This is a genomic window from Streptococcus equinus, assembly GCF_900101445.1.
GTDB lineage: Bacteria > Bacillota > Bacilli > Lactobacillales > Streptococcaceae > Streptococcus > Streptococcus equinus_B.
On sequence record NZ_FNKE01000001.1, the window covers coordinates 1294448 to 1308859 of the forward strand.

The window sequence follows — 14412 nt, forward strand, 5'->3', positions numbered from 1 at the left end:
TTTATTTTAAAAGGTTTCCCTTTTAGACAATTGTGAAAAGATTAACTTACGTAGGCACAAATCAACCTTTCAACGCTATTATTATATAACTATTTCGCTAAAATTGCAAATATTATTACCGTTTTCATTACAAAAAAGGACGCTCATTTGAGCATCCTTTTTATGAGTAATTATTCACCAGAATTTTTCTTGATGATTTCTTCTTGAACTGATTTAGGAACGTCTTCGTAGTGGTCAAATACCATCATGAATGTACCACGTCCTTGAGTTGCAGAACGAAGAACTGTTGCGTAACCGAACATTTCAGCAAGTGGAACGAAGGCACGAACGATTTGGCTGTTACCATGAGCTTCCATACCATCAACACGTCCACGACGAGCTGTAACGTGACCCATAACGTCACCAAGGTTTTCTTCTGGAGCTGTGATTGTAACAAGCATCATTGGTTCAAGAATAACTGGGTGTGCAGTTTTAGCAGCTTCTTTAAGTGCAAGTGATGCAGCGATCTTGAAGGCAGTTTCAGATGAGTCGACATCGTGGTATGAACCATCGTAAAGTTTAGCTTTAACGTCAACCATTGGGTAACCAGCAAGAACACCGTTAGCCATAGATTCTTGAAGACCTTTTTCTACTGCAGGGATGAATTCACGAGGAACCACACCACCGACGATAGCATTTTCGAATTCGAATCCTTTACCTTCTTCATTTGGAGTAAATTCAATCCAAACATCACCGAATTGACCTTTACCACCAGATTGGCGTTTGAAGAATCCACGTGCTTGAGTAGCTTGACGGAATGTTTCACGGTATGATACTTGTGGAGCACCTACGTTAGCTTCAACTTTGAATTCACGTTTCATACGGTCAACAAGGACGTCAAGGTGAAGTTCACCCATACCAGAGATAACTGTTTCACCAGTTTCAACGTTAGTTTCAACACGGAATGTTGGATCTTCTTCAGCAAGTTTTTGAAGAGCGATACCCATTTTATCTTGGTCAGCTTTAGATTTAGGTTCAACCATCAATTGGATAACTGGTTCTGGAACATCGATTGATTCAAGAATAACTTTAGCTTTTTCATCAGTCAATGAGTCACCAGTTGTAGTATCTTTCAAACCAACAGCAGCGGCGATATCACCAGCGTAAACTGTTTCGATTTCGTTACGGTGGTTAGCGTGCATTTGAAGGATACGTCCGATACGTTCACGTTTACCTTTAGATGTGTTAAGAACGTAAGAACCACTGTTCAATACACCTGAGTAAACACGGAAGAATGTCAAACGACCTACGAATGGGTCAGTCATGATCTTGAACGCAAGGGCTGCAAATGGTTCGTCATCTGAAGCTGGACGTTCTTCTTCTTCATCTGTATCTGGGTTAATACCTTTGATTGCAGGGATGTCAAGTGGGCTTGGAAGGTAGTCGATAACCGCATCAAGCATCATTTGAACACCTTTGTTTTTGAAGGCAGAACCACAAAGAACTGGGAAGAATTCAACGTTGATAGTTGCTTTACGGATAGCAGCTTTCAATTCAGCTTCAGTGATTTCTTCACCTTCAAGGTATTTCATCATCAATTCTTCATCAGTTTCAGCAACTGCTTCGATCAATTTTTCACGGTATTCGTTAGCTTGATCTACGTATTCTGCTGGGATGTCTTCTTCAAGAATATCTGTACCAAGGTCGTTAGTGTAGATTTCAGCTTTCATACGAACCAAGTCAATGATACCACGGAAGCTATCTTCAGAACCGATTGGCAATTGAATTGGGTGAGCGTTAGCTTGAAGACGATCGTGAAGTGTGCTTACTGAGTAAAGGAAGTCAGCACCGATTTTGTCCATTTTGTTTGAGAATACGATACGAGGAACACCGTATTCAGTAGCTTGACGCCAAACTGTTTCTGTTTGAGGTTCTACACCTGATTGTGAGTCAAGAACTGTAACCGCACCATCAAGAACACGAAGTGAACGTTGTACTTCGATTGTGAAGTCCACGTGCCCTGGTGTGTCGATAATGTTTACGCGGTAGTCTTTCCATTGTGCAGTTGTAGCGGCAGAAGTGATTGTGATACCACGTTCTTGCTCTTGTTCCATCCAGTCCATTTGTGAAGCACCTTCGTGTGTTTCACCGATTTTATGGATTTTACCAGTATAGTAAAGAATACGCTCAGTTGTTGTTGTTTTACCAGCATCGACGTGAGCCATGATACCGATGTTACGAGTTTTTTCAAGTGAAAATTCGCGAGCCATTTTTTTCTCCTATTATAAATTTAGTTTACTACTTTATTATAACATACTTTTAGAACGGATAGGCAGGACCTACCCGTTCTAAAGATGTTTTATTAAATTTGATACAACTTAAACAGAAATAAATTCTGATTAAGCCAGTTTCGAATGTCAGTAGTAAAACAAGTTAAATGCATTCGAAGCGACGTATCATTATCTTGCAGATTACCAGCGGAAGTGTGCGAATGCACGGTTTGCTTCTGCCATACGGTGTGTATCTTCACGTTTTTTAACTGAAGCACCAGTGTTGTTAGCGGCATCAAGGATTTCTTTTGCAAGACGATCTTTCATAGTGTGTTCACCACGATCACGTGATGCGTTTACCAACCAACGAAGTCCAAGAGTTGTACGACGTTCTGGACGAACTTCAACTGGGACTTGGTAGTTAGAACCACCGACACGACGAGCACGTACTTCAAGAACAGGCATGATGTTTTCCATAGCTGTTTCGAATACTTCAAGTGCATCGTTTCCAGTAGCTTCTTTAATTTGTTCAAATGCATCATATACGATTGATGCAGCAGTACCACGTTTACCATCAAGCATAACACGGTTGATAAGACGTGTTACAAGTTGTGAATTGTATAATGGATCTGGCAATACTTCGCGTTTTGGCGCTCTATTTTTACGACTCATTCTTTCTTATCTCCCTTCTTATTATCCTTTAGGACGTTTAGCACCGTATTTAGAACGGCTTTGTTTACGGTCAGCAACACCTGCAGTATCAAGTGCACCACGAACGATGTGGTAACGTACCCCTGGAAGGTCTTTTACACGTCCACCACGGATAAGAACAACACTGTGTTCTTGAAGGTTGTGTCCGATACCTGGGATGTATGCAGTAACTTCGATAAGGTTGCTCAAACGTACACGAGCGAATTTACGAAGGGCTGAGTTAGGTTTTTTAGGTGTCATTGTTCCAACACGTGTTGCAACACCACGTTTTTGTGGTGAAGATACGTTAGTTTGAACTTTTTTGTGGCTGTTGTAACCAACGTTAAGAGCTGGTGATTTAGATTTTTCAACTTTAGATTTACGTGGTTTACGTACCAACTGGTTGATTGTAGGCATCTACTTTTCTCCTGTAAGATTTTTATTTTGGTTGATAGGACGCTTGGTGACAGTTCCTATCTAAAATGTGTACTTTGCAACATTTGTCAGCACGTCTCTGTACACTCTGGAGAGACCAAAAGTAAAAAGTACCGTTCATAATAATACCATAAGACTAGCAACATGTCAACTGATTTTGCTTGTTTTTCCTGTTTTAAAACATTATTTTCGGAGATACAAAAAGAGGCTATCGCCTCTTTCTGATTATTTGTCAAAGATATTACCAAGTTCAACTTTAACGTGGTTATTTTTAACGTCAATTTCTGAAACTTTTAACAATGATTTGTAGTTCATACGGTCACGTTTTTCTTGTGCATTTTCAGCGAAAACAGCAACTCCAACTAATGTACTATCAAATTCTGTCAAAAGGCTAACCATACCAGAAATAGTACCACCACCTTTAAGGAAGTCATCGACAATCAATACTCGGCTATTTGGTTTCAAGCTACGTTTTGACAAGAACATCTTTTCAATACGGTCACTTGATCCACTTGCGTAATTGACAGAAACCGTAGACCCTTCAGTGATTTTAAGGTCTCGACGGACGATAACAAAAGGTACGTTTAAAATATTCGCTACAGCATTAGCTAGTGGCACACCTTTTGTTGCAACTGTCATAACAGCATCAATCTTGTGTCCTTTAAAGGCATTAGCAATAATACGCCCAACACTTTGTAAAATGCGTGGGGTACTTAGCAAGTCTGATAAATAAATATAACCACCTGGAAGGATACGATTACTTTCTGACATACTATCACGTAAGTCTTCAATAACCGCTCTTGCTTCTTCTTCAGAGATTCCTGGTGTAAAAATGACACCTCCACTTGCCCCTGTGACTGTTTCAATTTCGCCAATTCCAGATTCTTCAAAAGCTTTTTTGATGATGGCGATATCTTCAGAAATCGAAGATTTTGCTGCTTCATATTTTTCAGCAAAAGTATTTAAGCTTGTCAACTTATAAGGGTTGTTAATCAAATAGTTGGAGATGACAACCATGCGTTCACTACGTCGTAATTTCATAATTTCTCCATTTTTTAGTATCTGTTTTTGTTATTATAACATAAGAAGACGAAAAAAACGAACATTTTAATAAAAAAACTACATTTTTTATGTTTTTTCCTAATGTAAAGGTATTCCAGAGAGCATAATATTAAAATATTTTGTTATTTGATATTTTTCTAACCATGATATTTCGCCCTAAAAATCGGAAGAAAAGTTGTCACACCAACGTTGTAAGCGATATCTTTTGACAGTAAAAAATGCTCGATGATATAATAATGGTAAGAAAAGCTGCTGTAAATAATATAACTAATATTTCTGGTTTAATTGATAATCCCTCGTGCATTTGCACACGAGTCAATGAGAAACGGAGGTTCGATTATGAAAAAGCTGTTTACATTAACTGGGTTGCTACTCTTAACGATTTTTTTAGGAGCTTGTCAGGCGCAAAACAACGCTACTCCTTCAAATCAAACTGCAACAACTAGCTCAACTATCTCAGAAAGTAGCTCTAGCTCAAGCTCTACTACTTCCACGCCAAGCCAAACCAATCCAGGATCTAGTCCTTCCAGCTCAGATATTTCTAACGCAGCGCCATCAACTGTTTTGGATGGAACTTATGTCCTAGAGAGATTTGATGAAGTAAAAACTTTGACCATCAAAAACGGAACTGGGCAACTAGAAACCAAAGAATACGATGGAGAAATCGATATTGATCCCGTAAAAGTCAATGCTGACAAGCAGATTATCCTAATCGGTGATGATATGAAAACCTATCAATTAGACGGTAATCAACTCACTTTGACTGAAGGTGATGGCGATCAAGATATCTATACTAAGCCATAAATAATACAACTGTACATCATTAAAGGTATCCGTCTGGATACCTTTTTTATATTAAAAAAACCGTGGACGAACCACGGTTAGAATTTCTTAAATCGATTAATTATAGCTTTGGTTTATAGAAAGAACGGTTGTCCATAGCAAAGATACGATTTGTCATTTCACCTTCATCGATACGGCTTAGGGCCGTTGTCATCATCATCATTTCAGCATCGATATTATCAATCATGTGAATAATTTCTGCTTCCATGACACGTGGACGGACTGGACTACCGTATTCCAGTAAACCATGGTGACTTAAAACAACGTGTCGAAGAATGATAACATCTTCTTTCGTATCATCGATATTTAACTCTGTCAGAACTTTTGTAATTTCTTCATCAATCAAAGCAATGTGACCGATTAGATTACCACGAACTGTGTACTCTGTGTTGTCTGGCCCTGTCAATTCAATAACTTTAGCCAAGTCATGGAGCATAATACCAGCGTAAAGCAAGCTCTTATTAAGCTGCGGATAAACATCACCAATTGCATCTGCCAAACGAACCATAGTTGCTGTATGGTAGGCTAGGCCCGATTCAAAAGCATGGTGGTTGGTTTTAGCAGCTGGATATGTAAAGAATTCTTTGTCGTATTTGCGATAAAGTGCACGGACCACACGTTGCCAAACCGCATTTTCAATTTTAAACATCATCTGTTCAAGATATTCTTTAACATCAAGAACATCAACAGGTGATTTTTCTTTGAAATCACGTGGGTCATTTGGCTCACCTTCTCGTGTATTACGTAGCGTAATTTGGTTCACTTGAGGTGTGCCGTTATAGACCTCACGACGTCCCTTCATATAAACAACTTTACCTGCAGTGTATTCTTCAACGTTATAAGGCTGAGCATCCCAAAGATTTCCTGAGATTTCACCACTATCATCTTGGAAGGTGAAGGCGATGTAATCTTTACCAGCTCTTGTCTTACGAAGTTCTGCAGATTTTATCAAGTAGAACCCTTCAAAGAGTTCGTCTTTTTTCATTTGACTAATTTTCATGATTGTCCTCTTCTTCTAATGGTGGGAGGTTAAGCAAGCTTTTCGTAGCTTGATCTTGGTAAGATTCTACTGTATTCAACGCACGGATAATCGCATTTGTTCGTGTGGAAATCAAGCTATCCAAGGTATTATTTGCAGTGTTAATTTGTTTTTGAGCTTTAACAAGCATGTTGCCAAATTTCTCAAATTCCACCTTAACATTCCCTAGAATCTTGCTGATATCGTTCGCATTTTTCTGAATATTAAGAGTTTTGAATCCGACAGCAAGCGAATTTAACAGAGCTGACAGCGTTGACGGACCTGCCACAACAATATTCTCATCACGTCGCAAGCTATCAAAGAAGCTAGCATTGCGAACCACTTCTGAATACAATCCTTCTGTCGGTAAAAACATAATACCAAAATTGGTTGTCTCAGGTGGATTTAAGTATTTTTTATTGATATCTTTAGCAAAGCGTTTGATACTATTTAAAAGTGACTTACGATAAAGTTCAACTTGTTCTTTATCGCCACTTTCATAAGCGTCTTCTAGGCGATAATAATCTTCCAACGGAAATTTTGAATCGATTGGCAAATAAACATAACCATCGTCTTCAACTCCTGGGAGTTTGATGGCATATTCCACGCGTTCGCTTGAGCCAGAAACGGTTGGCACTTCACGTTCGTACTGACTTGGCGTCATAATATCTTCGATAATTTGCCCTAATTGCAACTCACCGAGAATACCACGTGTTTTCGTATTAGAAAGCACCTTGTTCAAGGTACCAACATCCTGAGCGACTGTTTTCATCTCACCCAAGCCTTGGTTAACAGATTCTAATTGTTTTGAAACTGTCTCGAACGAAGCTTTCAAACGATTCTGCAAAGTCTGCTCTAGCTTTTCTTCAACGGTCTGACGCATTTCTTCTAAGCGTTTTTCATTAGACGCTTGCATTTCTTTGACAGAATTTGTCAAATTACGATTAATGATTTCTAAGCGTTGGTCAGAACGGTCGCGGTTTTCACTCAAACTTTTGTGAAGCACATCGCGAATATCATTTAATTGTGTGTATAAATCATTTTGCAGACGATTAAGCTGATTATTCAAAGCCAAGACCTGATCTTTCTGAGCTAAATCAAGTTGGTAAGATACTTGGTCAGATAAATTATCTGCATTATCGTCCATTTTTTGTGATAAATCATCAGTTAGCTTTGCAATTTTTGATAAAAGGTAAATCAACAAAGCAACTCCGATGACTCCTAACAATAAAGTCATTACTAACATATTACCTATCCTTACTTTGAATAACGATAAGATAACCCGATGCTAAGGTAACTGTAATAGGCTGCTGGTCTAAAAATTCGTTGCTAGAATAGATTTTCTTTTTGAAAAAATTCTTAGCATTCAAATTATATTTAGCTCCTTCAATGGTTAAATCCGCATCCCCATCAGCCATGAAAGACACATAGGTCATTTCGGCTTCTGGCAAAACTTGGCAAGTCCCTGCTGGATAAAACTGAATACTGTTTTGCTTGTCTCGCAACGTTATCTGACGCATAAATGGTGCTAGATCAGGATCCCCAGGCAAGAAGAGATTTGACATCATATGATCAATTCGACCACCAAAAGCTCCGAAAATAGTCACTTGGGCTTTCGGATACTGCTCAAAAACAGTTTTTAGAGCTAGTTCTGTGTCAGTGTCATCCTTTTCAGGATTAGCTTTTATAAAAACACCTGCCTCATGCTGAATCCCTTGCAATTCATCTTGATTAACTGAATCAAAATCACCAACTGCAATATCCAGTGGAAGCTGATTTTCTAACAAAAACAAACTGCCTCGATCCACACCAACAAAGACATCAAATCCAGTGGAGAAATCTGATAATTGACCACCAGCAAATACAGCTACCTTAGTCATCTAAAGCCACGCGCAATGTTTCTACTTGTGCAGTCAAATCGCTAGCTTTAAAGAGATATGATCCTGCAACAAAGACATTAGCTCCAGCTTGGTAGCAAGCTTTAATAGTCTTGTTATCCACACCGCCGTCAACTTCGATATCAAAGTCATAACCTTTTTCGTCACGAATTTTAGCGACTTTTTGAACCTTGTCAAGCATTTCAGGAATAAAGGCTTGACCACCAAATCCTGGGTTAACTGTCATGATAAGCACTTGGTCAACCAAGCTCAAAACAGGTTCAATAGCTGAAACAGGTGTACCTGGATTGATAACAACACCAGCTTTCATGCCAGCTTTTTTAATTTTTTGAAGGGCACCGTGAATGTGAAGGGTTGACTCTGCATGAATTGTCATGATATCAGCACCAGCTTGTGCAAAAGCATCAACAAATCGTTCTGGATTGACAACCATCAAGTGGCAATCAAAAACGAGTTTGCTGTGTTTACGCATGCTAGCCACAACATCTGCACCGAAAGTAATGTTAGGTACAAATTGGCCATCCATAATATCAATGTGCACATATTCAGCGCTTGTTTCTTCAATACGTTTTAATTCTGAAGCAAAGTTAGCATAATCAGCAGCTAAAATTGATGGAGCGATTTTATTGTTTGACATAAGTACCTACTTTCTTTTTACAACTTTCTTATATGTTTCGCGACGATTCTCAATTTCACTGAGAAATTGAAGATAGTTATCATAACGTGACTGCCAAAGTTCTCCAGACTCAACGGCGTCTTTGACCGCACACGATGGTTCATGAGTATGCGTACATGAACGGAATTTACACAAATGACTTAAGCGACGCAGCTCTGGAAAAGCTTTGTTCAAATCTTCTGCATTAGTTATTTCGTAATCCAGTGAAGAAAATCCTGGCGTGTCAGCGATTTTACCACCGTTGACATTATAAAAACTAACAGCTCGTGTCGTGTGTCGACCACGCCCAAGACTATCTGAGATTTCACCTGTTTCTAGTTTTAAGTCAGGAGCAATCTTGTTTAACAACGTTGATTTTCCAACACCTGTCTGTCCCATAAAGACGGTCACTTTGTCCGTCAAGAGCGGAAGCAATTCGTCTAAAGATGTGCAAAATTGATAGCCAATTTCTTGGTATTGTTTTTGAATCGCTGCAATCTCATCAGGATTTGTCAATAAATCCATTTTTGAAATATAAACAATTGGTTCAATCGCCTTATGCTCTAATAAAACCAAGAAACGATCTAACAAATTAGCATTAAAATCAGGTTCCTTAGCTGACATGATGACCACCGCTTGGTCGATGTTGACAATTGGTGGGCGAACAAGACTGTTTTTTCTGTCATGAATCGCTAAAATATAACCTTCTGAATGGTCTTCTGCTGAAAAATCAACAAAATCACCGACGTAAGGTGTTTGACCTTTTTTTCTAAAATTTCCACGCGCACGTGTTTGATAAACAACTCCATCAGATTCTACATAATAGAAACCTGCTAGAGACTTGATAATTCTACCTTGCAAATGTATTTCCTTTTTTTGATTGATAGTCCCATTATAGCAAAAAATGGGCGTTTATTCAGTAATCAAGCCAAAAGATTTCACTTGATTGGCTTTTTTACTCCAAAGGAGTATAATGACATTGTCTTTTAGAAATGCGGACTTAACTAGTGTTTTTGATTAAGTACACTTCACATTCCTATTAGAGCTTGGAAAGGTGGCCCAGCTTGGTACGGCACCAGACTCGAAATCTGGCAAGTGGAATCCTTTCACACGCGGGTTCAAATCCCGTCCTTTCCTTTTTAAAGCACAAAACGCCAACTAACAAGCTGGCGTTTTTTCTATTTCAGATTTTCCATTTTTGATCTTAAGTCTTTGATATATTTTCTAGAAACATAACAAGCTTTATCATCGTCAAAATAAACCAAACCTTCTTTTTTATCTAACCTAACAATATTATTTAGGTTAATAAGATATGATTTATGACATCTAAATAATTTCTGATTAGCTTGCATCACTTCTTTGATTGAACCATAAAAGTGACGTTGCCCAGTCTTTGTAATCAACTTTAGACGATGGCTTTCTGCGGTTTCAAAATAAAGGATATCTTCCATAGGAATGCGGATTTTCGTTTTGTTATTTTCAAAAACAAATATTTCCTTAGGAATGTTAAGTCCTTGATCCTCAAAAACTTTTTGCAAGCATTTTTTTAAGTTATCTTTTATCGCATCATCTTTATCTGTTTTATCAATAAAATCAAGTGCACTAACCTGTGCTCGATAAGTTAATAACATGAATTCAGAGTGAGTCGTCACAAAAACAATTGTTGCCGTACGTGATTTTTCCCTTATCGCCTTAGCCACTTCGATTCCTTTGGTATTATCTCCGTGAATATCAATATCCAGGAAAAAAATTTGAGGAAAAGACTCCTCAACTAGGTTAGTTAAACAATCAGGTTCACTAAATAAATCAAAATGACGAGTTTCCCACTGATTCGTCTCAAGTAAGTCTCCAATCATTTTCTCAATACGGAACTGCTGATTTACATTATCTTCCAATACATAGATATCAAGCATTGTTTTCTCCCTTAAACAATAACATCATTGATCATCTATTATTGTAACATATAAAAAATCCCTATCGACCGACAGGGACTAAAAAACTATTAGTTGCAAACAAAAACGTCTTATCTTCTAAACTCAACACTCATGACTCGATGCGTAGAAAGGGTTGGTGTGCGGTCGATGAAGGATACTAGTGCTCCGCTCGTCTTTCTCTCTACAATCTCATCAAACTATTTCCTTTTAATATCAAGTAGTTCTTTTTTTATGGATGGATTTTTCTCCCAGAAAAACACTAATACTAGCGCATAAATCACCTTTATCTTCCCCAGAAATGATTTTAAAAGTATTGTAAGTATTCTCTGAAAAAACAGATGTCAAAAGTTAAACTAATACTTGACAATAATGTCAGCTATTATTTCCCCCTAATCTCCAATAATAACTGACCTGAAATAGCAGGCTGATTGATCAATAAAACTCTTAAGATTTCTAAACTCATTTGCCACTAACCCAAAAAGCAAAAGCGATAAAAAATCTAATCTGTCAATGTTCCAACTAAGAAGTTATCCTCTGATAACCATATCTATCATACCTTTTTTTCGTGCCAATTTGACGCCCAATTCCTAAAAGGACAAAAAACATTCCTAAGAGGACAAAAATTAGCTTTTTAAGAAAATTATGACTCGTAAATTCTCACTACTTGTGTGAATGTGTAATCTGAACTGCGGGTTTCAACCGACAAATTCTCGTAATCATCTTGGAAATCCATCAGTGTTGCTAGACCAAGTCCTCGATTGTCTCCTTTGGTTGAATAGCCACGCTCAAAAATCTTAGTTAAATCCACCGATTTTTCCTTAGTTGAATTCTCAATCATAAAAACAAAGTCACCATCTTGATAAAAGTTAGCGACTGAGATTTTTGGCTCCGCAGATTCCAAAGCTCCTTCTATGGCATTATCAAACAGAATCGATAAAATTCGGATATAGGAAATCAATGGAATGCTAGGATTTCCCATTTTTTCGGCAACTTCTAGGCTAATCTCGATGCCCTGATTTTCAGCTTGCAAAAACTTAGCTGACATGAGACTTTTGACGCCGCTGTCTGTGATGTTAGCCAAACGAGTCAAGTCAAATTTATTATTTTTGACCAGTTTCGTCGAATCTTCGGTGATTTCCTCATAAATTTTTTTGATGTCATCCAGATTACCTTGATCAATCCCCATTTTTAAGCTCATCAAAACATTGGCGTAATCATGCCTAAAACTGCGAACTTCCTGATAAAAACTTTCCACGTGCTTGCTATAATTTTCAAGTGCCGCAAGCTCCATCTCCTGATTGCGAAGCAATTCGTTTTTCTGCTCCTGTCCATGACGGAAATTGAGATAAAAGAGGAAGATAAAAAGAAGAATGAAATAGAGGAAGACTATCGCTCTATAGACACTTCTATTTGTCGACATATTCTCAAAAGGTGCTATAGCCGCAAAACATTCCGCTCCCGGATAAAAAATCAACAAAGTAGCATTAACAAGCCTGAGCGCTCTTGCACTAAGATAATTATTTAGTGTTTTTCTGACATTTGAAATATCAATATTTAACCATTTTGATATCAAGCAGTAAAAAAATGGCGGAATAATAACTGCAACTATCATTCCAATTATTTTTCCTAACGATGGTGAAGCCATTGTAAATGAAGTCAATTTCATTGAAAAAATTGCAAATATAATATAACAATAAACTTCTTGTAGAATCATATAAAGATTAATTGGATATAAAGCATAAAATACATGATACCTCATTCCTATTTTAGGATTATGACGAAATGAAAGTGATATTAAACAAAAAATCACGGAAATATCTTTTATTAATACTAAAATAACCTGTGAATATTTCTGAGGATTCATTAAAAAAGAAACTACTTGAAGAAATATGATTATCAATACCCATTCTAAAAACGTTAATTTAACCTTTGTTATTTGTTGAAATAGAATCCCTACTATAACGAATCCCACAAAATTCAAAAGCATTGTAATAATAAATACAACAATCTCAATCATCTACTATCTCCCTCATATATCCTCACTACTTGTGTGAATGTGTAATCTGAACTGCGGGTTTCAACCGACAGATTTTCGTAATCATCTTGAAAATTCATCAGTGTTGCTAGACCAAGTCCTCGATTGTCTCCTTTGGTTGAATAGCCACGCTCAAAAATCTTAGTTAAATCCACCGATTTTTCCTTAGTTGAATTCTCAATCATAAAAACAAAGTCACCATCTTGATAAAAGTTAGCAACTGAGATTTTAGGATCCGCAGACTCCAAAGCACCTTCTATGGCATTATCAAACAAAATCGACAAAATTCGAATATAAGAAATCAATGGAATCATAGGAGTTCCCATTTTTTCGGCAACTTCTAGGCTAATCTCGATGCCCTGATTTTCAGCTTGCAAAAACTTAGCTGACATGAGACTTTTGACGCCGCTGTCTGTGATGTTAGCCAAACGAGTCAAATCAAATTTATTATTTTTGACCAGTTTCGTCGAATCGGCCGTGATTTCTTCGTAAATTTTTTTGATGTCATCAAGATTGCCTTGGTCAATCCCCATTTTTAAACTCATCAGGACGTTAGCGTAATCATGTCTAAAGCTGCGAACCTCCTGATACAAACTTTCCACGTGCTTGCTATAATTTTCAAGTGCCACAAGCTCCATCTCCTGATTGCGAAGCAATTCATTTTTTTGCTCCTGCCCATGACGGAAATTAAGATAAAAGAGAAAGATAAAAAGAAGGATGAAATAGACGAAGATAACTGCTCTATAAATATTTCTATTCGTTGACATATCCTCAAAAGGCGTTAGTGCGGCAAAACATTCCATTCCTGGATAAAAAATCAGCAAAGCAACATTAACAAGCCTAAGTGCTCTTGCACTAAGGTAATTTTTAAGCGTTTTTCGAACATTTGAAATATCAATATTCAACCATTTTGAAATTAAATAGTAAAAAATCGGTGGAATAATAACCTCAGTCATCATGACAATCAGAATTCCTAACGATGGTGAAGTCATTGCGAATGGATTTAATTTTATTGAAAAGATTGCTAATATACCATAACCATAAACTCCCTGTAAAATCATATAAAGGTTAATCGGATACAAAGCATAAAAAATATGATATCTTATCCCTATTTTAGGATTATGGCGAAATGAAAGTGAGATTAAACAAAAAATCACTGAAATATCTTTTATTAGTACTAAAATAACCGTCGAGCATTTTTTAGGGTCCATTAAAAATGAACCAGTTTGAACAAATATTATTATCAATATCCACTCTAAAAACGTTATTTTAACCTTTGTTATCTGTTGAAATAAAATTCCTAATATAATAAAACCTATAAAATTAACCAAAAGGCCAAAAATAATTATTAAATTATCCAATATTTTTACCTTCTCTATCGTATATTCTCACTACTTGTGTAAATGTATAATCTGAACTGCGGGTTTCAACTGACAAATTTTCGTAGTCATCTTGGAAATCCATCAGTGTTGCTAGACCAAGTCCGCGATTGTCTCCCTTGGTTGAATAGCCACGCTCAAAAATCTTAGTTAAATCCACCGATTTTTCCTTAGTTGAATTCTCAATCATAAAAACAAAGTCACCATCTTGATA

The 14412-nt window shown here is 37.2% G+C and carries 14 protein-coding genes and 1 tRNA gene; 2 read left to right on the forward strand and 13 right to left on the reverse strand.

Features of this window, described 5'->3' with window-relative positions; all coding sequences use genetic code 11:
* Window positions 1–170 precede the first annotated feature (170 nt).
* The 4 genes from fusA to purR all read right to left on the reverse strand — a co-directional run bounded on the left by fusA (window position 171) and on the right by purR (window position 4415).
* Window positions 171–2249 (reverse strand): elongation factor G, encoded by a 2079-nt coding sequence (gene fusA, locus BLR83_RS06455; RefSeq protein ID WP_074560918.1) that lies wholly within the window; start codon window positions 2247–2249, stop codon window positions 171–173.
* Window positions 2250–2450: 201 nt separating this feature from the next.
* Window positions 2451–2921, reverse strand: a complete 471-nt coding sequence (gene rpsG / locus BLR83_RS06460) for a 30S ribosomal protein S7 (protein WP_004233289.1) — start codon at window positions 2919–2921, stop codon at window positions 2451–2453.
* 21 nt (window positions 2922–2942) lie between these two features.
* Window positions 2943–3356, reverse strand: coding sequence for a 30S ribosomal protein S12 (gene rpsL / locus BLR83_RS06465; protein WP_003066537.1), 414 nt, complete (start codon window positions 3354–3356; stop codon window positions 2943–2945).
* 243 nt (window positions 3357–3599) lie between these two features.
* Window positions 3600–4415, reverse strand: a complete 816-nt coding sequence (gene purR / locus BLR83_RS06475) for a pur operon repressor (protein WP_039696241.1) — start codon at window positions 4413–4415, stop codon at window positions 3600–3602.
* A 360-nt stretch (window positions 4416–4775) separates the two neighbouring features.
* Between purR and BLR83_RS06480 the strand changes: the two genes are divergently transcribed.
* Window positions 4776–5240: a DUF3642 domain-containing protein gene (locus BLR83_RS06480; RefSeq protein ID WP_159427754.1), complete on the forward strand. Its 465-nt coding sequence runs from the start codon at window positions 4776–4778 to the stop codon at window positions 5238–5240.
* 100 nt (window positions 5241–5340) lie between these two features.
* On the opposite strand, the gene BLR83_RS06485 is transcribed toward BLR83_RS06480, so the two are convergent.
* From BLR83_RS06485 to rsgA, 5 genes are read right to left on the reverse strand one after another with little or no spacing between them, the layout of a single operon-like run.
* Window positions 5341–6279 (reverse strand): 3'-5' exoribonuclease YhaM family protein, encoded by a 939-nt coding sequence (locus tag BLR83_RS06485; protein ID WP_006531898.1) that lies wholly within the window; start codon window positions 6277–6279, stop codon window positions 5341–5343.
* Window positions 6269–7543 (reverse strand): DNA recombination protein RmuC, encoded by a 1275-nt coding sequence (gene rmuC / locus BLR83_RS06490; RefSeq protein ID WP_074560920.1) that lies wholly within the window; start codon window positions 7541–7543, stop codon window positions 6269–6271. The genes BLR83_RS06485 and rmuC overlap by 11 nt, the downstream gene beginning before the upstream one ends.
* A 1-nt stretch (window position 7544) precedes the next feature.
* Window positions 7545–8177: a thiamine diphosphokinase gene (locus BLR83_RS06495; RefSeq protein ID WP_074560921.1), complete on the reverse strand. Its 633-nt coding sequence runs from the start codon at window positions 8175–8177 to the stop codon at window positions 7545–7547.
* A complete protein-coding gene (gene rpe / locus BLR83_RS06500) occupies window positions 8170–8832 on the reverse strand; it encodes a ribulose-phosphate 3-epimerase (protein ID WP_074560922.1) in 663 nt (220 codons plus the stop codon). The genes BLR83_RS06495 and rpe overlap by 8 nt, the downstream gene beginning before the upstream one ends.
* A 6-nt stretch (window positions 8833–8838) precedes the next feature.
* Window positions 8839–9711, reverse strand: coding sequence for a ribosome small subunit-dependent GTPase A (gene rsgA / locus BLR83_RS06505; RefSeq protein ID WP_074560923.1), 873 nt, complete (start codon window positions 9709–9711; stop codon window positions 8839–8841).
* 187 nt (window positions 9712–9898) lie between these two features.
* On the opposite strand from rsgA, the gene BLR83_RS06510 reads away from it, so the two are divergent.
* A tRNA-Ser gene (locus BLR83_RS06510) sits at window positions 9899–9987 on the forward strand.
* 41 nt (window positions 9988–10028) lie between these two features.
* Here the strand turns inward: BLR83_RS06510 and BLR83_RS06515 are convergent.
* The 4 genes from BLR83_RS06515 to BLR83_RS06530 all read right to left on the reverse strand — a co-directional run.
* Window positions 10029–10763, reverse strand: a complete 735-nt coding sequence (locus BLR83_RS06515) for a LytR/AlgR family response regulator transcription factor (RefSeq protein WP_074560924.1) — start codon at window positions 10761–10763, stop codon at window positions 10029–10031.
* A 661-nt stretch (window positions 10764–11424) separates the two neighbouring features.
* Window positions 11425–12801, reverse strand: coding sequence for a sensor histidine kinase (locus BLR83_RS06520; protein ID WP_074560925.1), 1377 nt, complete (start codon window positions 12799–12801; stop codon window positions 11425–11427).
* Complete coding sequence (locus tag BLR83_RS06525; RefSeq protein WP_234793114.1) at window positions 12798–14180, reverse strand: sensor histidine kinase; 1383 nt, start codon at window positions 14178–14180, stop codon at window positions 12798–12800. Before BLR83_RS06525 ends, BLR83_RS06520 begins: the two co-directional genes overlap by 4 nt.
* A partial coding sequence (locus tag BLR83_RS06530) for a GHKL domain-containing protein (RefSeq protein ID WP_234793115.1) occupies window positions 14173–14412 on the reverse strand: 240 nt, incomplete at its 5' end. The genes BLR83_RS06525 and BLR83_RS06530, both read right to left, overlap by 8 nt.

What these genes read in the sequence shown, in the direction of transcription:
- fusA (WP_074560918.1), bottom strand. Translation starts at nt 2,249, where the DNA reads ATGGCTCGCGAATTTTCACTTGAAAAAACTCGTAACATCGGTATCATG.
- rpsG (WP_004233289.1), bottom strand. Translation starts at nt 2,921, where the DNA reads ATGAGTCGTAAAAATAGAGCGCCAAAACGCGAAGTATTGCCAGATCCA.
- rpsL (WP_003066537.1), bottom strand. Translation starts at nt 3,356, where the DNA reads ATGCCTACAATCAACCAGTTGGTACGTAAACCACGTAAATCTAAAGTT.
- purR (WP_039696241.1), bottom strand. Translation starts at nt 4,415, where the DNA reads ATGAAATTACGACGTAGTGAACGCATGGTTGTCATCTCCAACTATTTG.
- BLR83_RS06480 (WP_159427754.1), top strand. Translation starts at nt 4,776, where the DNA reads ATGAAAAAGCTGTTTACATTAACTGGGTTGCTACTCTTAACGATTTTT.
- BLR83_RS06485 (WP_006531898.1), bottom strand. Translation starts at nt 6,279, where the DNA reads ATGAAAATTAGTCAAATGAAAAAAGACGAACTCTTTGAAGGGTTCTAC.
- rmuC (WP_074560920.1), bottom strand. Translation starts at nt 7,543, where the DNA reads ATGTTAGTAATGACTTTATTGTTAGGAGTCATCGGAGTTGCTTTGTTG.
- BLR83_RS06495 (WP_074560921.1), bottom strand. Translation starts at nt 8,177, where the DNA reads ATGACTAAGGTAGCTGTATTTGCTGGTGGTCAATTATCAGATTTCTCC.
- rpe (WP_074560922.1), bottom strand. Translation starts at nt 8,832, where the DNA reads ATGTCAAACAATAAAATCGCTCCATCAATTTTAGCTGCTGATTATGCT.
- BLR83_RS06515 (WP_074560924.1), bottom strand. Translation starts at nt 10,763, where the DNA reads ATGCTTGATATCTATGTATTGGAAGATAATGTAAATCAGCAGTTCCGT.
- BLR83_RS06520 (WP_074560925.1), bottom strand. Translation starts at nt 12,801, where the DNA reads ATGATTGAGATTGTTGTATTTATTATTACAATGCTTTTGAATTTTGTG.